We start from the raw sequence: 19,117 nt of genomic DNA, 5'->3' as shown, positions 1-19,117 counted from the left end.
CCGGCAGGCAGGAATTTTTTCCCGTCTTGACTTAATTATTTTGCTACCTTCTATCTGATGGTAACGGTCCTGGATAATGAATCGATTGAATGATCGAACCCTGCTGTCACAGACAGCACATTCATCGCCTTTTCAAGTGGCATTTTCTCGTCCAGTGTGAGAGAAATCTTCTCGCGTAAAAATCCTTTATTGATCACTGTTATATTAACTCCGTAATGCCTGCGGAACACATCGAGAATATCATCCAGGGATTGCTTCCTGAATACCATCATCTCATGCTTCCAGGCCAGTACATCTTTCGGGTCCATTTTCAATTTGGTAAGACGACTGTTCTTCCAGCTTATCTTATCTCCCGGCAACATGGTGGCCAGATCGTTTTCTATTTTTCCACTATGATAACTTACCCTCACTTTACCTGTGACCACAGCAACTTCCACGGCTGATTTCGGCAATGCAGACACTTTGAAGGATGTGCCCAGAACCTGAGTACGAACATCTCCTGAGAAAACCGTGAATGGCTTGTTCACGTCTTTGGCTACTTCAAAGAATGCTTCACCTTCCAGGTAAACATCCCTGGTATTTCCTTCAAAACCTGCCGGGTACCTGATCTTTCCCTTCCTGCCGATAGTAACCACAGAACCATCAGCCAGCTTCACTTTCAAACGACGCTTCCCCTGGTTGAAATGCTCTGTATACTGAACGGGTTCTTCTACCGGTACCGGATACTCGTTTTTTTTATTGATCTCCTGTGCTACAGAAGTATTATGTTCTTTTGCTGAATTGGACCACCAGAACAACAGACCGCTGGCTGCTGTAATCAAAGCTGCAGCATAAGGCAGTATCCTTTTCCATAACGGCCTGTGTATGCTGAATACAGGTGCTTCTGAATCTTCTACTGGTAATTGTTGATGGAACCAGTCCAGCTTTTCATTGGTGAACAATTGCGCCTGTTCATCCTGCTCCATCACCAGCTCCCCTCCCTGCTCATCCAGTAGTGTATTGAACAGTGAGCTGAAAGCAGGATCTGCCATCAACTGACTGAGCTGATGTTTTTCCTCCTGGCTGATATTGCCGGACAACATTCTTTTGATCAATTCCTTTTGCTGATGCAGATCTTTCAAGTTGGTTGCTGTTGATTTTTTTGACGCAAACGCCGGTGTTTACCGGCCTCATTACTATAAACACGGAATTGAAAAGCTACCACCCTAAAAAATACGGAGTTTACATTTTGGTAACATAGGCGGTAAAATAAAAACTATTTCATCTTTTCTTTCACATGGGAAAGGGAGGCTGAAATATAGTTCTCCACTGTGTTTACAGAGATGTTGAGTTGGCGGGCGATCTCTTTATAGGTAAGACTTTCCTCGCGGCTGAGGATGAACACTTCCCGTTTTTTATCCGATAAGGAAGAAAGGGCATCGAGATAACGATCCCGGGTTTCATCGTGGAGCAATTTGTGATCGGGGGAAACAGCTGCGGGAATTTCTTCACCGGCAGGTACATCTTCGAGGGAAACAATGGCAGGAAGGGAGGAGCGGAAATGGTTAAGGATAGCATTCTTCAATGCACGTAATATATAGGGCCTGAAACCGGCGGGACAATGGATCTGTCCATTTGTTTTCCAGATCCTCATCATCACATCCATCACCAGTTCTTCCGCCAGCATAGACTGCTGCAGGTTATTGAAAGCATATTGACATAGAGGTTGAAAATACCGCCTGAACAGTTCATCAAAGGCTTTAGCATTGCCGTTCTGCCAGAGCAACAGCAGATCCTCATCCTGTGAATTATGAATTTTTGCCTTTTGCATGCGGGGTACCTGCTCTCCTTAGGGCTTTAGCAGCATGACCGCAAAAGTATAGCAAATCGTTGTTTGGGTAAGATTACCTAATTATTACCTCCGCCTTCAACGCTGAAATTTCCTAAACTATCTCTACGCGTTTTTTTGTTTCCATGGCTTTGTAGATCGCTTGCAAAATTTTCACATCCTGTCTGCCCATTTCTCCGGGCACAGGTGTGGCTCTTCCTTCCAGGATGGCCAGCGCAAAATCATCCATCTGTCTGGCCTGCTGGTTCACGGAGGGGAAGTTCATCTTTCCTTCTGAAGTTTCGCCCTGCTGTCCGCGGTAAGGATACGCAGGTGATAATTTGAACCAGCCTTTTTCTGCATTGGCCTGCAAAAGGTTCATATTTTTTGTATAACTGGTTTTGCAATGTGCTTTGATACCACCTGGAAATTCCAGGGTCCAGTCAAGCGATTCCTCCACGTCTTTGAATTTTTCCGGTTTCGTTTTCGGTCCTTCTACAGCAGTTACGGCAATGGGCTCCAATCCTGTAGTATAGCGGCATCCCTGTACACAGTAGATGCCAACATCCATCAAGGGGCCGCCGCCTGCCAGCTTTTTATCGAGCCTCCATCCATTGGTATCACCCATACCATCATGCGCTTCAATGGTTTTGATCTCACCGAAGATTTTTTTTGTCCCCAGTCTCATCATTTCCTGGTTATAGGGTTCAAAATGCAGGCGGTAGCCGATGGACAGCATCTTACCGGCATCCTTACACGCAGCGATCATCCTGTCGCATTCCTCCACGGTAATGGCCATCGGCTTTTCACAGATCACATGCTTTCCTGCTTTGGCTGCGCGGATAACGTATTCACAGTGCATCGCATTGGGCAGTACCACGTAAACGATATCGATATCCTTGTTATCGATGATCTGATCAAAGTTTTCGTAATTGTAAATATTCTTATCGGGAATATTGTATTTCGTTTTCCAGTCAGCCGCTTTTTGTGGCGTACCTGTTACGATGCCGGCCAGGTAACAGTGTTCCGTTTCCTGTAAGGCAGGCGCCAGCTGGCCTCCGGCATAGCCGCCCAGGCCCACCAGGGCTATTCCCAATTTTTTTGCAGCAATGATCTGCTCTTTTGCCAGCGGTTGTTCCAGCAAGATGCCTTCCGGCGGAAGCAATTCTTCCACGGGCTCCAGTTCTTCAGCGAGGGCAGGAATAGCCTGACTGCCTAATGCCAGCAAGCTGATCTTCTGTGTGGCGCTTCTGATAAAGGCCCTTCGGGTATTGCGGAATTGTACCATGGTGGCTGATTTTATAAGCCAACAGTCGCAATTGTTATGCCTGATTTCGCACTGCATAACAGGCTGAAGGATGTGGATTTACATGCACACAAAAAAAGGAGCAGCTTTCGACGCTCCCTTCAGATGCCTGCCATGAAACTATCATTATGGTTTTTCGTTCACAAACAAAGCGGGATAATCAGTTTCAATGATATCCGGGCGCTTGATCAGTTCTTCTGAATAACCTTTCACTTTTTCAAGATCTGTTTTCAGTTTGTCCTGTGTAGGATGAATAGAAATGAAGATCATTACACCTTTGCTGCGCAGGAAATCATATACTGCCTGGTGTTTGGGATCCATCGTATAACCAACATAAGCCACCAGCCTGTTATAAGGTATGCGGGTTTTCTTCCAGGCATCCAGATCGCTTTGGTTCCTGATGGCCACACAGAGCATCACTTCTTTCAGGTGTGTGTAGTAGTAAGATGCTTCTTCCATGGAACGTACGCTCAGCAGGATATTCGCATACTTCTTATCCTTCAGCATGTCCACATACTTTGACCAGGGAATGCCTTTGTTATCGAGATTGAAAATGGTTTTGTCTTTTCCCCATTCCAGCGCTTCCATGAGTGTAGGGATCTTGAAATCAGTTATGTTACCCTGACGGTCTTTCAGCCGCGCCTGCTTCAGTTCTTCGTATGTGTAGTCGGATACTTTTCCTTTGAGCGTGGTAGTCCTGTCGAGCGTGGCATCATGCATCAGCACCAGCACACTGTCTTTGGTGAGCCTTGGATCGATCTCGAAAAAAGAAGGGAGGATGGTCAGCGTTTTTTCCATCGCTTCGATACTGTTCTCCGGGAAATAAGGCAGCATGCCACCACGATGACCTGAAATGATCACCGGTTTGGAATCCTTGTAGGTAAAGTATTGCTGCAATTCCTTGAAATTATTGGCCACCACTTTCTGCATCGGTTTCTGAGCAAATGAAAAAGCAGATTGAAAAATCAGACAGCCTAACAATATTCTTTTACTGATCATATCTGTGATTTTATTGGTACTGAATTAAGTCGATCGATTGTTTGAAACGCAGGAGATCATTCTCATCGTAAACGGGACAGGCGCCCGCCTGCGTGGCGATGAATCCTGATAAAAGGCTGGCGCGATCCAGGGAATCGGCAATGGAGCTACCTTTCAGCTTATTGGCGAGGAAGGCCGCCAGGAAAGAATCGCCGCTACCAACGGTATCCTTCACACGAACTTTATTGGCTTTCTTTTCCACGAATTCATTAGTGGAAAAATAGACAGATCCTTCTGCTCCAAGCGTGAGTATGATCTCTGCGATATTCGGGAACTGTTTCCTGATGGTCTGCAATTGTTGCTGTTTCTCTGTGCTGTTCTCTCCCAGCCATCCGGACACAATGCCCAGCTCATCCTCATTCAATTTCAGCAGATCCGTTTTATTCATCAGACGAAAAATGCCATCCCGATCATAAAATGGCGCACGCAGATTCATATCAAATACCAGGAACCTGCTTTCTTCCATCAGGCGGAACAAGGTTTTTCTCGAGATCTCCGATCTGGTGACCAGGCTCCCAAAAACCAGTGCATCAGCGGCTTTCACCAGTTCAATCATTTCAGGAGTGGTTTCAATATAATCCCAGGCCACATCTTCCACGATCTCGTAACGCAGTTCCTGTCCGTTCATATGAACTTCCACTGTGCTGGTTGGCTTCTCCATGCTGATGGCGCAGAACCTGGTATCAACCCCAAGCTTTTTCAGTTCAGTGAAAATAGCTTCACCATTCTGGTCATTACCTACCTGGCTGATGATACTGCTTTCAATGCCCGACTTGGTAAGGTGATAGCAAACATTCAGCGGCGCGCCGCCCAGTCTTCTTCCTTCCTTCAGATTATCCCACAATATTTCTCCAAAACAAACTACTCTTGTATGCTTCATATTTACTGTAAACTTTTAATGGCCTGCTCGCAGGCGTACAACATATCATGCTTCCTGATCAACGCAGCGAATAACTGCACCTGTTCACAAAACAGGGTGTTGAGCGATAGCTCGCCGAACAGATCCTGTTTTCCTAAAAATGCTGACAACGTATCGTCTGCATTTTCCCTGAACAATTGTTTCCATTCCGGAGCTGCCGGATCATCGATGGCTGTACCACTACCGATCTGCGTATCCAGGTAATGCCACCAGGCTGCCACGATCAATGCACCGGTAACAGGCTTGATGCCTTTGCTTACCTGGTGCTGGATCACAGGCAATACGAACTTGGGGATCTTGGCAGTGGAGCCTGAAATGATCCTGTCTGTACTATCGTTGATCAGCGCATTGGCAAATCTTGATTTCACTTTTGCGGCATAGGCTGCGTAATCCACGCCAGGCAAAGGCTCCAGGGAAGGATGTACTTCTTTTACATTGTACAGATCAAAAAGAACAGCAATAGTGGGATCCTGCACGGCATCATGAATGAACTGGTAGCCCATCGCTTTTCCGGTAAGACCGGTTAAACTATGTCCTCCATTGAGGATGCGCAGCTTCATGCTTTCATAAGCTTTTACATCTTCTACCAGATCCACACCCACCAGCTCAAGTGGTGGAAGCTGTACATTTTTCTCTTTTTCAATCACCCATTGAAAGAAGGGTTCACAAACCACCAGGCAATCATCTTTATAACCATATGCTGTTTCCAGCAATGCCCGGTCAGCAGCTGTAGTAACCGGCGTGATCCTGTCTACCATGCAATTCGGGAAGCTTACCTGCTGATCCAGGTAAGTGATCAATGAAGCATCATATGCATTCACAAAACTGTACAGGGCCAGTTTCAGCACATCGCCATTGCCCTGGATATTATCGCAGGACAATAATGTAATGGGGCCCCCATCACTACTCATTCGTTTTTGTAATCCTCTCGCAAGAAATCCGAAAACAGTTTTAGCCGCATTGGCTGGCTGGAGATCATTCAGGATCTCTGCCTGTTGCAAATTGAATGCGCCACTGGCTTCATCAATATTGTAGCCTCCTTCAGTGATAGTGAAGCTGATCAGTTTTGTTGAGGCAGCAGCGATCCTGTGTATAATTTCATTTTGTTGTTCCGGCCCGAACAGTAATTCTGTAATGGCATCCACCACCATCACTTCTTCCTTTGTTCCCGATGCACAGATGCGAAGCGAATAAAGCAGATCCTGCTGCTTCACCCTTTCAACAAATGCTTTGTCGGAAGGCATGATGCAAATACCACAGATGCTCCATTCCGCATACTTCACAGGATCCAGCTGGAGCAATTGCTGCAATGCATAAGCCTGGTGCGAACGATGGAATCCACCCACACCAAAATGCATCACCGCCGCAGGCGGCCGCTGAACAGCTTTGTTCTTTTTTATAGTATCAGGCAGTTTTGTAACAGTTTCTTTGTTGAGGTACATCGTACTAGTTTTTTTGATAACGCTGAGCAATCACAGCCATGAGAATTATAACGCCCTTGATCACCTGCTGCAGGTAGCTGGCCACATCCAGCAGGTTCATCACATTGCCGATCATAGCCAGGATGAAAGCACCCAGCAGGGTGTTCACCACGCTCCCCTTTCCACCTGAAAGACTGGCGCCACCGATCACCACTACGGCTATCACATCCAGCTCCATGCCCACGCCGATATTGGGCGTACCCACACCTGTTCTGGAAACCATCAGCAGGGCTGCAATAGCAGAGAATACGGCAATGATCACATATACCCAGAATTTATATTTGCTGACAGAGATCCCTGATAAACGAACCGCTTCTTCATTGCTGCCAATTGCTATCAGCATCCTCCCGAACGCATTGTACTTGAGCAGGAGATATACCAGTGCAAATACGATCAGCAGCACGATGGCCGACCAGGGAATGCCCAGAAAATCACCACTTCCGAATGACAGAATGGATTTCGAGTATTCACCAACGGTAATGGGCGAGCCTTTCGAGATCAGGTAGCCAGTACCACGAACCACCGTCATCATTGCCAGTGTAGCGATGAATGGCGCCACACGCTGATAGGCCACCAGGTATCCGGAGATCATGCCCACACCTGCACCGATCAATACTGAGAACAATAATGCCCAGGGGAAATACACCTGGTGCGACAATAACGCGAAACTCACGCCGATGGCCGCTACCACAGAACCTACAGACAGATCGATACCACCGGTGAGGATCACCAGCAACATTCCGAAGCTGATCAAACCCACTGGAGCTGTTTGCCTGAGCAGGTTGGAGATATTGTTAGCAGTGAAAAAAGAATCGGAAATGATGGCGGAAAAGATCACCATCAACACAAAAATTATCAGTGTATTGTTTTCTATCAACCAACGTTTGATATTCAGTTTCATTTAAGCTTTGTTTTGTTCGTTAACAGCTCCAATAGCTAATCTCAATAAACTTTCTTCTGCAAACTCAGAACGACTCAATTCGCCCTGCACCTGTCCGCTTTTCATCACCAGGATGCGATCGGATAGCCCCATCAGTTCTTCCCAGTCGGAAGACACCATAATGATGGCCATCCCCGCTTCTGACAATTCATGGATGATCTGGTAGATCTCGGAACGTGCGCCCACATCCACCCCTCTTGTTGGTTCGTCAATCAATAGCAAACCCGCATCCACATTCAGCCATTTGGCCAGGATCACTTTTTGCTGGTTACCGCCACTCAAAGAACTCAACGGCGCCATCAGGGACGACAATTTGGTGTTCATTTTTTGGGTGAACATCGAAGCAGTTTCCTTTTCCATTTTTTGATCTATGAAACCGGCTTTGCGCGTGATCTTTTTGTAATTGGTGATGGAGATATTTTCCAGGATGCTGAGGTTCAGCAAACCGCCGTGATGCTTCCTGTCTTCCGGTACCATACCAATACCTGCTTTCACGGCATCTTTGGGAGAATGGATATGAAGTTCTTCCTGGTTGCGACGGATCTTCTTTTCAGGATGCTTATCCGCACCAAAAACAGCACGAAGGAATTCTGTTCTGCCACTGCCTACCAGTCCACCGATGCCTAAAACTTCACCAGATTGCACGGTAACGGAGAAGGGCGACTGTCCCAGCACTGCAATATTTCCCATATGATAAGTAGCAGCATCGGGAATTTCCTTGCGTGCGGACCTGTCCGGGAACATTGCGCTCAGGCTTCGTCCCAGCATTGCCTGTACCAAAGCATCTTTGGAAGTAGCAGCCGTTTCAAAAGTTTTGATCGTGATACCATCTTTCAAAACAGTGATACGGTCACAGAGCTCGAACAATTCATCCAGGTGATGCGAGATGTAAATGATGGCAACTCCTTTATCCCTGAGAGATCGAAGTGTAGCGAAAAGCTTATGTGTTTCCGCAGGTCCCAGTACAGCAGAGGGTTCATCGAGGATCAACAGCCTGACATCTTCAGTCAATGCTTTTGCGATCTCCACTACCTGTTGCTGTGAGATGCTCAACGCAGCTACAGCTGTTTTAACGTTTAACTGAAAGCCTAAATTTTTTATAAGCTCATCGGCTGAGCGATAGAGTGAGTTCCAGTTGATCACAGCCTTATCGTTCAGCCTGTGCAGGAAAATATTTTCAGCAACGGAGAGTGCAGGCACCAGTGAAAATTCCTGGTAGATGATCCCTACACCTGCTTTCTTTGCAGCGTGCGTATTGCTGAAATGCACTTCCTTTCCATCCAGCAGGATGGTTCCTCCGTTCCTTTCAACAGCGCCGGCGATGATCTTCATCAGGGTGGATTTTCCTGCGCCGTTCTCACCGAGTATCGCGTGGATCTCTCCCTTCTTCACCTGAAGGTTCACATCCTTCAGCGATTGCACGCCTCCGTAGGATTTCGATACATTTTTTATTTCAATCATAGCAGCAAGATTCAGGTTGTATCAAAATAATGCGTTCACGTTGTAGAAGCGGTCAACATTGGATTTGTCGATCAGTACAGAAGGCGTATAGTTGATACGCTTCAGCGTTTCGTCTTTATTCAGTCTGCGCGCCACTACTTCCACCATGGTACTGCCAAGGATGGAAGGACTGTTCTGAGCAGTAGCGGCATATTGTCCTGATTTGATCAGCTGCAAAGCTTCTTTCTGTGCATCGTATCCAAGGATGGTGATCTTATCCTGCATGCCCATTTCGCGAATCGCTTTGAGCGCTCCCATGGCCATGGCATCGTTCTCCGCCAACAAAAGATTCACGTAAGGATGCGCCACCAGGATATCTTCCATTGCTTTCAATCCTCCGTTATTGTTCCAGGCTCCCCAGCCCTGCGCCACTACTTTGATACTGGCTTTGCTGCTTGCATGCAATTGCGCATCGGCAATGCCTTTGATGAAACCCAATCTTTTTTCACGGCCAACAGGATTGCCCTGGTTGCCGCTGATGATGGCGATATTCATTTCTTTCTGCGTGAAATTCTGCACTACCCATTCGCCCAGGATCTCTCCGTTCTTTTCATTGTCGGCAAACACGGCAGCTTCATAGGGCGCTTCATCATCGATATAGCTGTCCAGCACAAATACCATCACGCCCTGTTGTTTGGCAGCTTTCACTACGGGCACCAGGGCTTTGGGATCGATTGGATTGATGATAAGCACATTCACTCCTTTGGTGAGCAGGTCTTCCACAGCCATCACCTGTTTAGCGATATCAGCCTGCCCATCAGTGGAGAGGTATTTCATCCCATAACTTTCCACTTTTTCCTTTACCGCTCTTTCCAACGCCACATAAAATGGAGCATCCAGTGTTGGTGTGCAATAGCCCACTGTGAATGAGGAAAGATCAGCAGCACTCGCATATCCATTAGCGCTAGTTTTTGAATCGGCAGCCTGCTGTTTGTTCTTTGGAATGCATCCAAACAGCAGCGATACAATCGCCACGAGCATCGTCAGTTTCAATGTTGATTTCATTTAGCCGGTGAGTTTTTATAGGTTTTCAGCAATTCTTTGAGCAGGGCCGGTTTGTTGGTGGTGATAAAGCTCACGCCAAGATCAAGCTGATGTTTCATTTCTGCGGGATCGTCTATCACATAAGCACCTACCAGCAATCCCTGTTCCCGGGCTTCGTTCCTGTTGTATTCTTTTTCGTAGCGTTGATATTGCAGGTTCACACCGTCGATGCCCAGGTAGCGGAGGGTTTCAGGGGTTTTATCGGTACCAATATAATGAAGTTTCATGGCAGGTACCCGCATTTTCAATTTCATCAGCGCATCGAAGGAAGGCGTGATGGCTTCCATCCTGCCCGCTGCGTGATTGGCATCGATCACATCGGCCACAAACTCAGCCAGCAATACATCCCGCGCTTTGCTGACCCTGGACCTTTTGAGATCAAGCCAGAGCTTGATCCGCGGATGCTGCAATGTAGCTTTGATGAACTGGTCCAGCGTTGGAATCAGCTCGCCATTTGACAGACGAACTTTTCCGAGGTCTTTGAAATCTGTTTTCTCAACGTCCAGTCCTTCTATATCATGATCATGCAAAACGATGGGCACATGATCCCTGGTAAGATGCACATCCATTTCGGCAGCATAACAGTCAAGCTTCATCGCTTCCTGCAAGGCAGCTATGGAGTTCTCAGGTTTAGCAGGATCATTGTAAATACCACAACGATGCGCCACAATACCGTTGAAATTGAATTGCGCAAAAGCCTGCATCCCAATGATGCAGGCTATCAACAATAATTGTATGTGTTTCATGTTCATTTTTTATGGTACATATACAACACGTAATCCGGTAAGACCAGCATTGGCATGGGTTCCGGTATAGGTAACTGTATTGTTGCCGCGATAATACACGGTGGTTTGCAGGTGCCACCAGCTTCCGCCCCTCATCACCTTGTTGGTGCCGGTAGCAGGGCCAGTGGGGTTCACCTGGTCATCCGCAGTATAAGCTGCGAAATAATCACTGCACCACTGATAGAGGTTTCCGCTCATATCATAGATGCCGAGCTCATTAGGCAGGAAGGTTCCGCCGGGTGTGGTTCTACTATTATCACGGTCAGCAGTATTCGCAACAAAATTGGCTACCACCGCACTGGCATTGCCACCGGAGAAAACATAGCCATTGCTGTTTTTACCGCCTCTCGCTGCGTACTCCCACTCAGCTTCTGTTGGAAGGCGGAAGGTTTTGCCGGTCTTCAGACTGAGCTTAGCCACGAAATCGGCAGCCATGGTCCAGTTCACATATTCCACCGGATTGTTGTTGCCAATGTTCTTTGAAGGATTGGTGCCCATCACATCTACCCACTGCGCCTGTGTGATCAAATACTTTCCGATATAAAATTCAGAGAGCGTCACGTTATGAATTGGTCCCTGGTTGGCGGCATATCCTGAACCCGTTGCGATCACACCATAATTGGCGGCAGTAGCATCAGTATTCTGGGCGCCCATTTTGAATGTACCTGCTTCCACTCTCACCAGCTCGATGCCGCTCACGGTGATATTGTTTATATCATCGGCCTTCGCCTGTACTACACGCAAGGTGGCCTTGGCTGTATTGGGCGCTACGCCTGCTACGATATTCACCACTGCTTCGCGTGGTGCATTGCCGGTATTGGCAGTAACGGCGATGATCAGGTCTTTTCCATTTTTTGAAATAGTGAACCAGGTAGCATCACTGGTTGCTGTCCATTCGGTTTGATTGGTGGTAAGGGTGACTGTTTTATTTTCAGCAGTTGCTGTAAAATTCAAGGTGGTGGCCGGCAGGCTCACTGCGGGCTCGGGCAATGCAGAAGCCTGTGTAACGGTAAAGGTTTTGGTAACTTCTTTTTCTGTTCCTTCCAGTTTAATGGTTACTGTGGCCTTCCTGGAATAACCTGTATTGGTAGCAGCGGAGAGCTTAACCACCGGTTCCTCTTTTCCATTTTCTGAGGTTGTTCCTTTTTCAACGGTGAGCCAGCTTTCGGAAGAAGTGACCGTCCAACCGGAATGGGGGCCGGTAATAGCTATGATATTTTGTGCTCCTTCACCCTGTACATTCAGATTCACGCTGGTATTCAGCAGACCGATACGATCGGGTTGTAAAAAATCCCCGTATTCATCTGATGCGTCTACTTTGTTGCAGGAGTGATTGACCAGCATTGCCGTTACCAGCAACGAAACAGCCAGGCAATATTTGAAAATATGTTTCATGATTAGAAAGATCGTTGTTTGAAATAAAGAGTTTACTGCCAGCCCGGTGTTTGTCCTCCGAGATTTGGGTTATCATTGATGGAATTATCACTGATGGGCCAGAGCAGGATATTCTGCTGGTTCTGTTTGGCAGCGAGGAAGCTGTTCCAATCGAACGCAACGCCGAGCCTGATGAAATCCCACCAGAGTTTTCCTTCTGCCGGGAACTCACGCATCCTCTCTTTCACGATGATATCATGCGCCTGTGGCAATGTGGAAGAAGTGGAATAATAAGCATCCACGCCATATGCACGTTTTACCAGCTTGTTCACTTCCTGTACCGCACCGGTGGCGTCGTTCCTGTAGTACTTGATCTCAGCATTGAACATATAGGCATCTGCAAGACGATAAAGAATGATATCTGCATCAAGAATCAAAGTCTTGTTCAGCCAGGTTCCCTTGTATTTATTCGTCCAGTGGAAGGTCTGGTTCATCTGGTTATCGAAGAATACCTGGTAGTTGGTAGCAAGTCTTGTATCAGCAGCATTCTGTGTGAGTACATTTACATAGTCATCTGTATAGAAACACCATTGCTGATTGCCACCTACTGCAACAGGATTGAAATGATACGCAGGAGTAACAGTAGCAGAGTTGAACTGGTAATCGGCTGCATAACCGCCGGTGTATTCATCCTGTGCATAATTCCAGGAATAGATCACTTCCTTACCGGATTCAGATGCAGTTGCGAAAATGGATGCATAATTTGTTTCCAGTCCGAGCGCTGAATTTCCCAATACTGCCGCAACAGCCGTTTCAGCTTTATCGAGATAAGTATTGCCTGCATTTTTCACTTTGTACATCCAAAGGGAAAAGTCTGCTTTCAACATATTCAAGGAAGCCAGTGAAGCAGTCTTCTTTGCAGTAACAGAGGCAGGCATATTGCTCAGGGCAGCATCGATATCCTGTTCAACCTGTGCCAGGATATCGGTTACAGATGAACGTTGTGGAAGCAGCTCCTGCGAAGGAGACTCAACCGCCTCGAGTACAAGCGGTGCATTGCCCCAGATCCTGGCGATCCAGTAATAACAAACCGCTCTCACGAAGTAACCATTCGCCAGTACTTCCTTCTTCTTGTCTGCATTGGCGAAAGAAATATTGGGTGTGTATTTAAGCAGCAGATTTGCATTATTGATAACCTTGTAAATATTCTCCCAATCTGCATAGTCATGCGTATTGGGCATGGAGCTTTGATATACCTGGTCTCTTGGTGTCTGCGACAATCCCTTGTGATTGCCTGGTCCCCAGAGGCCGGTACGGTATTCGCCCCAATACACAAGCCCCTGGCTGAATGCAGCTCTCAGTAATTGATGTGATCCGAACATAGCGGAATTGGCATCGCCTTCAGACTTCCACATGCCCGATGCCGTGATCTGATCTGTTTGAATAACGTCCAGGTCCTTATGACATGCCGTGAGCATCAGGGCAGCCAACACTGGTAAAAAATATTTAGATTTCATTGCGCTTTCTTTAATTGATTACAAAGTGAGTTTGATGCCTGCCGCCATTCTTCTCGTAGCAGGGTAAGGGTTATAATCAGTATCGTAGGTTGATCCTGTTCCTCTTTCGGGAGACACACCGTTCACTGCTGTGAAGTAGTAAAGGTTGTTGCCGGACACATACACTGTCAGGTTTTTGATCTTTGTTTTTTCGAGCAGGGAAACAGGAAGATTATAAGCCAGTGTTACTTCACGCAGGCAGAGGAAATCTCCTTTTTCGCTGAATACATTCTGTACCCTTGAATAGTTCCTGCTACCGTCGTCTGCATCGTTCGCGAAGAATTTGGCATACTTCGTATCGTCGCCGGGTTTGGTCCAGGCTTTCTTCACTTCATTGGTGAGGTTGTAATTGTAGTTGAAAGTGCCCATGAAATATCTTTCCTGGAGATAGTTCTGCACGGTATGACCGAGTGCATAATCCATGAATACATTCAGGGTAAAATTCCTATAGGTGAAGGTATTGGTGATACCACCAGTTGTATGCGGAATGGTATACCCCAGGAGGAACTGGTCTTCAGAGTTGATCTGATCTTCTCCGTTGCGCAGGGAGCTTCCGGGCCTGTTCAGCCATTCATAATCACCTACGTTCTTACGACCAGCTATAGTTTTCCCATCGATTGGGCTAAAACCATTCGAGTTGGCATCATACATGGCAGCATTGGCTGCAGCCTGTGTTTCAAGGATGCCGTTGGTTACATAACCATAGATGCGGTAAAGCCTTTCACCTTCTGCGATGCCACCAAAGCCTGAGCCATCGGGCAGAAGAATACCACCGATGCGATTGCCAGCCCTGCCATTGTCTGGCAGTTCCAGCACTTTGTTCATGATATAGCTGTAGGTGAAATCTGTTGTCCAGCTGAAATTCTTGTTTCGGATATTGGTAGACGAGATCTGAAGATCGAGGCCATAGAATTTCACTTTTCCAATATTCTTTTGCACGTTGGCATAACCGGCAGTATTGGGAAGGGGAACATCGAACAGGAGATCATGTGTAACCTTGTTGAAATAATCCACACTGAACTGGATCCTGTTGTTGAGGAAACCTGCATTCACACCGATATCCAACTGCCTGGTACTTTCCCATCTCAGATCAGGGTTACCGAGAACAGAGGTGGTAATAGATGCATTGTTATTGTATTTGCCGCTGGTGCTGTATGCGCCGCCCACATCGAAGAGGCCGATGGCATTGTTTCCGGTAAGACCATAGCTGGCACGTACTTTCAGGTTGCTGAACCAATCTGAAGCTTTCCAGAACTTTTCTTCAGATACGATCCAGCCCGCAGAAGCGCCGGGGAAGTAGCCCCATTTATTGTTCTTGCCGAATTTGGAAGAACCATCGGTACGCATGGTGAAACCTAGCAGGTACCTGTCCAGATAGCTATAGTTAACACGACCGAAATAGCTGATCAATACTTCACGGGTCTTTGTGCTGGTAGGGTTGCCTGCGATAGCGCCTGCTGTTAGCGTGGGTACATTATCGGTAGATGCGCCGGTAACAGAAGCGTTGAAACCATTAAGGTCATCCCGCATGTATTCCGTACCCAGCGTTACATCGAAATCATGTTCACCGATTGATTTTTTGTAATTACCATAAGCCTGCCAGTTGAGTCTCTGTGTTTCGCTGAAAGACTCAGTAGTATTGCGAAGTCCATTGTATTCATTCGCCTTGATAAAACTGCTGGCGCGTGTATGGCGGTTGAAATTGGTCAGCATGGTGGTAAAGGAAAGGTCCTTGCTGAAATCGTATTTCAGTTTACCGGCAACGGTATTCCTTTTTGTTACCTGGCCTCTGTCGTAGTAATACTCGTACCAGTCAGGAGCAGGCGTTGCAGCGTTGTAACCTTTTTCAGGAAGTCCTGTTGCAGTATTGTAGAGTCTGTGTGTTGCGGGAGTAGACAAACCTCTTTGTACCACATCGCGCTTGTTATCCGGATAATCATCCATATTGGTGCGCGCCATATCATAGTTACCGGTGAAAGTGAGTTTATCGGTGATCTTGAAATCAATCAGTCCGCGCATAGTGAAACGGTCATACGCAGTGTTGATGCCGATACCGCCATCTTTCACGTAGCCTGCAGAAGCCGAGTATCTCACACCGTCAGTTCCACCGTTCACACCTACATAATAGTTCTGCCATTGAGAATTGCGGAAGAAACGCTTCTGATAATCCACATCCTGGAAGATGAGTGTTTTGGTTGGATCGATGGGATCGATCATGTTCTGCCAGCCATCGGGAACGGCTTCACCATCGGCGAGGTAGCGGGGCGTCCACATGGAAGTTTCTAAATTGGAAGAGCTGGCCGAGAATCCATTGGAGAAATTCCTGGCAGGGAATTTACCTTCCTTGATGGCAGGACGCATATAAGAGAGATAGTCTCTTGCATTCATCAGATCGAAGGCCTGTGCAGGGGATTGCTCTGCTCCGCTGGCTTCAAAGAGGATCGTTGGCTTTTTATTGGATCCTTTCTTAGTGGTCACCATCACGATACCATTGGAAGCGCGGGCTCCATAGATCGCGGCGGCGGCGGCATCTTTCAATACTTCTACAGATTCAATGTCGTTAGGATTAATCCCAGAAAGATCTCTCACCACTCCATCCACCACAATGATGGGGGCATCACTGTTATTGATGGAGGAACCACCGCGGATGCGGAAAGTAGGATTCTCTCCCGGCTGGTTATCGGTAGTGTATACACGAAGACCAGCGATCTTGCCTTTCAATCCATCACCGAGGGAGTTCACGGGAAGACTTTCCAGTTTCTTTCCATCGAGTTTGGCAACGGAAGAAGTCACTTTCTTGCGTTCCTGTGTTCCGTAACCGATCACCACCACTTCGTCCATGGACTTGTCTTTCTTCTCCATGGTAACCTTGATGTTCTGGGAGGATGCAGATACTTTTACTTCTTTCTTCATATAGCCAACCGATTCAAAAATCAACACATCATTTTCCTGCGGCAGAGTTGCTTTGAAAACGCCATCGGCATCCGCCATGAATTGTTTCTGCGGATTGCTTTTGAAGTAAATGGTAACATTGGGTATTCCCTTTCCGTCTGCATCTGCCACAACACCGGATATTTGTTGTTGCTGGAAAGGGCTTTCATAGAGTACGGACGTAATATCGTTCAGGTGCATTTCGAATGCAGCAGCAGGTGGTGCTGCGCCAATTGCTTTATGGCAAAGCAATATCAATAGCAGGGCGCTGCATGAGCCGGCCTGCAGGATTGTATTTCTTTTACTTTTCATAACGAATGGTGGGGGTAAAATTTTTAGAAATGTTTTTCATCATTTATCATTTAAGTAAACTTGAGTTTCCTTCTATCAGTGAAGTGTTCAGCACGATGCGTTTGGCTGGCCCGTCCTGTTTCATCTTTTTCAGCAGGAGTTCAACTGCCTGCCCGCCGATATCGGCCAGTGGCTGCTTTACATAGGTGATGCTGGTATTGAAAATGCTGTAGGCTTCCGCTTCATCAAAACATACCACACCGATCTTTTTTGGCACTTCCACTTTATGCCTGGCCAATACCACCAGCCCATCCACAGCAATTTTGTTGGTGGAAAAATAGACAGCATCGTATTTCTCTTTTCCATTCATTAGTTTCAGTAAAACTGTTTCCATTTTTTCTGAAAGGTGTTCTTCACTCTCTTCAATCAGCGCCGGGGTTTTGATGTTCATTAGTTTGGATGCGGCTTCGCGGAATCCCCTGCTTCTTTCCTGCAGATGGTGCAGGTCTGTAGCCAGTGAGATCATGGCCGGTTTTTTGAAGCCATTCTTTTTCAGATGCGCCACAACATTCCATGAAGCTTTGTAATTATCGATGGTAATGGAATTGATCTGTTCCAGGTCAGGGAAGTCGCGGTCAATCAGCACAAACGGAATATTCCTTCTCTTCAGGTAGTCGAGCATTTCCTCGCTGCCTGCGGGGGCTGCCAGGATGATGCCATCCACCTGCCTGCTTTCGAACACCTGCACCAGTTCGCGGAATTTTTCCGGTTTTTCATCTGCACTGCCGAAGATCACATTGTATTTATGTGCTTTGGCCGCGTCTTCTATCACGCGGGCGATGGAAGAATAGAAAAGGTTGGAGATATCAGCGATGATCAACCCAATGGTGAGTGTCTGATTATTCTTCAGGCTCTTGGCGATCTGGTTCGGATGATATTGCAGCTCTTCTGCCAATGCTTTGATCTTCCTGGCCGTTTCCGGATGGATGCGATCTGTGAACTTGTCGTTCAGCACATAAGACACCAATGCAGTGGATACATTGAGTTGTTTGGCGATGTCTTTCAGTGAAACTTTTCTTCTCACATTGAATGAGTTTATGGCAACATAATGATCAGGCATGGCTTTCCCGGCCCGGCTTGATTTAATCGTTTAAATCCAGGTGTAAAAAAATGCGATAAGGTGTTGGATCAATTATCCTTTCAGTGAAACTTACTTTCTGACCTTCTGCAGCAATTTGAAAGGGTAATTCGTTGAGATTGCGTCTATATTCTTATTAGCAGCAAACCAGTTCATGGCATCTTCATCATCAACGGTGTAAACAGAGAGTTTGATCTGTTTGGCTTTGTAGTCGGCTATCAGGCTTGTATTCTGGCTGGTGCTGTTGGTGTAGAATTTTGAATAATCGAAATTGGCCCAGGTGTATCCTGCTGACTGGAATTGTGCAGGAGTGTAATCTACGTTCATATAACCGGAAGGCCATTCGCCTTTTGCGGCGGTGAGACTTCTGTCTAGCACCGCTTTGCGCCCAACGATGAAGCAGACGTATTTCTGGGCCTGCTTGCTGCGAACCAATGCTGCTGCAGCTTCTGCGGTCTGGCTGCTCCATTCGTTGCCGCCGGCTGCGTCGGAGAGTGATTTCACATCCATCCACAAAATGATCTTCTTATTGGCCACTACCTTATCGAGGTATGCTGCCAGGGTCGGGATCTTTTCGTTATTCGACAAAGTAGTACTTTGAATGTCTGCGTAGTTAATATCTTTCACGTATTGTCCATTGATCTTCTCATCATGCCAGATCACTACCTGTTTGTCTTTGGTCATGGCGAGATCGCATTCGGAAGCATAGCAGGAAAGCTCCATGGCTTTTTCGAGTGATGCGATAGAATTTTCGGGAAGACTGAATTCTTTGAATGCGCCCCTGTGTGCAACAACGCGGTTGTCTGGAACGTAGGTGGTGGGAGGATTTGTTCCCGGGTCCGGATTCTCGGTTTTATTATCGCCGCCTTTTGAGCAGCTCAACAATAAAGCGGTAGCGGAAAATATGGCTGTTAATTTCAGTTTGGCAATCATAAAACTTCAATAAGCAATCGTAAAATACGTGTTTAATCGATTAAACATTGTTCATTAGGTTAAAAGTAAAACTT

At 46.8% G+C, this 19,117-nt stretch carries 15 protein-coding genes; all 15 read right to left on the bottom strand.

Going from position 1 to position 19,117, the window contains the following annotated elements; translation table 11 throughout:
* Positions 1-50 precede the first annotated feature (50 nt).
* The 15 genes from FSB84_RS13045 to FSB84_RS12975 all read right to left on the bottom strand — a co-directional run bounded on the left by FSB84_RS13045 (position 51) and on the right by FSB84_RS12975 (position 19,043).
* Positions 51-1,121, bottom strand: a complete 1,071-nt coding sequence (locus FSB84_RS13045) for a FecR family protein (protein WP_130544509.1) — start codon at positions 1,119-1,121, stop codon at positions 51-53.
* A gap of 134 nt (positions 1,122-1,255) precedes the next feature.
* Positions 1,256-1,810: an RNA polymerase sigma factor gene (locus tag FSB84_RS13040; protein ID WP_130544510.1), complete on the bottom strand. Its 555-nt coding sequence runs from the start codon at positions 1,808-1,810 to the stop codon at positions 1,256-1,258.
* A 112-nt stretch (positions 1,811-1,922) separates the two neighbouring features.
* Entirely contained in the window at positions 1,923-3,095 is a 1,173-nt protein-coding gene (locus tag FSB84_RS13035; RefSeq protein WP_130544511.1) for a Gfo/Idh/MocA family protein, read from the bottom strand.
* Positions 3,096-3,239: 144 nt separating this feature from the next.
* Positions 3,240-4,112 (bottom strand): glycerophosphodiester phosphodiesterase family protein, encoded by an 873-nt coding sequence (locus FSB84_RS13030; protein WP_130544512.1) that lies wholly within the window; start codon positions 4,110-4,112, stop codon positions 3,240-3,242.
* 10 nt (positions 4,113-4,122) lie between these two features.
* Positions 4,123-5,031, bottom strand: coding sequence for a carbohydrate kinase family protein (locus FSB84_RS13025; protein WP_130544513.1), 909 nt, complete (start codon positions 5,029-5,031; stop codon positions 4,123-4,125).
* A gap of 2 nt (positions 5,032-5,033) precedes the next feature.
* Complete coding sequence (locus tag FSB84_RS13020) at positions 5,034-6,512, bottom strand: mannitol dehydrogenase family protein (RefSeq protein WP_130544514.1); 1,479 nt, start codon at positions 6,510-6,512, stop codon at positions 5,034-5,036.
* Between the two features lie 4 nt (positions 6,513-6,516).
* A complete protein-coding gene (locus FSB84_RS13015) occupies positions 6,517-7,452 on the bottom strand; it encodes an ABC transporter permease (RefSeq protein ID WP_130544515.1) in 936 nt (311 codons plus the stop codon).
* On the bottom strand, positions 7,453-8,952 hold the full coding sequence (locus FSB84_RS13010; protein WP_130544516.1) for a sugar ABC transporter ATP-binding protein: 1,500 nt from the start codon (positions 8,950-8,952) through the stop codon (positions 7,453-7,455). It lies immediately after the preceding gene.
* Positions 8,953-8,973: 21 nt separating this feature from the next.
* On the bottom strand, positions 8,974-9,996 hold the full coding sequence (locus tag FSB84_RS13005) for a substrate-binding domain-containing protein (RefSeq protein WP_225980061.1): 1,023 nt from the start codon (positions 9,994-9,996) through the stop codon (positions 8,974-8,976).
* A complete protein-coding gene (locus FSB84_RS13000; protein WP_158643885.1) occupies positions 9,993-10,781 on the bottom strand; it encodes a glycerophosphodiester phosphodiesterase in 789 nt (262 codons plus the stop codon). The genes FSB84_RS13005 and FSB84_RS13000 overlap by 4 nt, the downstream gene beginning before the upstream one ends.
* A 9-nt stretch (positions 10,782-10,790) precedes the next feature.
* Positions 10,791-12,215: an SUMF1/EgtB/PvdO family nonheme iron enzyme gene (locus tag FSB84_RS12995; protein WP_130544518.1), complete on the bottom strand. Its 1,425-nt coding sequence runs from the start codon at positions 12,213-12,215 to the stop codon at positions 10,791-10,793.
* A 32-nt stretch (positions 12,216-12,247) separates the two neighbouring features.
* A complete protein-coding gene (locus tag FSB84_RS12990; RefSeq protein WP_130544519.1) occupies positions 12,248-13,711 on the bottom strand; it encodes a RagB/SusD family nutrient uptake outer membrane protein in 1,464 nt (487 codons plus the stop codon).
* Between the two features lie 18 nt (positions 13,712-13,729).
* Positions 13,730-16,993 carry a SusC/RagA family TonB-linked outer membrane protein gene (locus FSB84_RS12985; RefSeq protein WP_207234362.1) on the bottom strand — a complete coding sequence of 1,088 codons (3,264 nt, stop codon included), beginning with the start codon at positions 16,991-16,993 and terminating at the stop codon, positions 13,730-13,732.
* A gap of 46 nt (positions 16,994-17,039) precedes the next feature.
* Positions 17,040-18,056, bottom strand: a complete 1,017-nt coding sequence (locus FSB84_RS12980) for a LacI family DNA-binding transcriptional regulator (RefSeq protein WP_158643884.1) — start codon at positions 18,054-18,056, stop codon at positions 17,040-17,042.
* A gap of 126 nt (positions 18,057-18,182) precedes the next feature.
* Positions 18,183-19,043, bottom strand: coding sequence for a glycerophosphodiester phosphodiesterase (locus FSB84_RS12975; RefSeq protein WP_130544521.1), 861 nt, complete (start codon positions 19,041-19,043; stop codon positions 18,183-18,185).
* Positions 19,044-19,117: the final 74 nt, after the last annotated feature.

This window comes from Pseudobacter ginsenosidimutans, from assembly GCF_007970185.1.
Taxonomy (GTDB): Bacteria; Bacteroidota; Bacteroidia; order Chitinophagales; family Chitinophagaceae; genus Pseudobacter; species Pseudobacter ginsenosidimutans.
The sequence above is the reverse complement of the archived record's forward strand: the minus strand, read 5'-3'. Positions and strand labels throughout refer to the sequence as shown.

What these genes read in the sequence shown, in the direction of transcription:
- FSB84_RS13040 (WP_130544510.1), bottom strand. Translation starts at nt 1,810, where the DNA reads ATGCAAAAGGCAAAAATTCATAATTCACAGGATGAGGATCTGCTGTTG.
- FSB84_RS13035 (WP_130544511.1), bottom strand. Translation starts at nt 3,095, where the DNA reads ATGGTACAATTCCGCAATACCCGAAGGGCCTTTATCAGAAGCGCCACA.
- FSB84_RS13030 (WP_130544512.1), bottom strand. Translation starts at nt 4,112, where the DNA reads ATGATCAGTAAAAGAATATTGTTAGGCTGTCTGATTTTTCAATCTGCT.
- FSB84_RS13025 (WP_130544513.1), bottom strand. Translation starts at nt 5,031, where the DNA reads ATGAAGCATACAAGAGTAGTTTGTTTTGGAGAAATATTGTGGGATAAT.
- FSB84_RS13020 (WP_130544514.1), bottom strand. Translation starts at nt 6,512, where the DNA reads ATGTACCTCAACAAAGAAACTGTTACAAAACTGCCTGATACTATAAAA.
- FSB84_RS13015 (WP_130544515.1), bottom strand. Translation starts at nt 7,452, where the DNA reads ATGAAACTGAATATCAAACGTTGGTTGATAGAAAACAATACACTGATA.
- FSB84_RS13010 (WP_130544516.1), bottom strand. Translation starts at nt 8,952, where the DNA reads ATGATTGAAATAAAAAATGTATCGAAATCCTACGGAGGCGTGCAATCG.
- FSB84_RS13005 (WP_225980061.1), bottom strand. Translation starts at nt 9,996, where the DNA reads ATGAAATCAACATTGAAACTGACGATGCTCGTGGCGATTGTATCGCTG.
- FSB84_RS13000 (WP_158643885.1), bottom strand. Translation starts at nt 10,781, where the DNA reads ATGAAACACATACAATTATTGTTGATAGCCTGCATCATTGGGATGCAG.
- FSB84_RS12995 (WP_130544518.1), bottom strand. Translation starts at nt 12,215, where the DNA reads ATGAAACATATTTTCAAATATTGCCTGGCTGTTTCGTTGCTGGTAACG.
- FSB84_RS12990 (WP_130544519.1), bottom strand. Translation starts at nt 13,711, where the DNA reads ATGAAATCTAAATATTTTTTACCAGTGTTGGCTGCCCTGATGCTCACG.
- FSB84_RS12985 (WP_207234362.1), bottom strand. Translation starts at nt 16,993, where the DNA reads ATGAAAAGTAAAAGAAATACAATCCTGCAGGCCGGCTCATGCAGCGCC.
- FSB84_RS12975 (WP_130544521.1), bottom strand. Translation starts at nt 19,043, where the DNA reads ATGATTGCCAAACTGAAATTAACAGCCATATTTTCCGCTACCGCTTTA.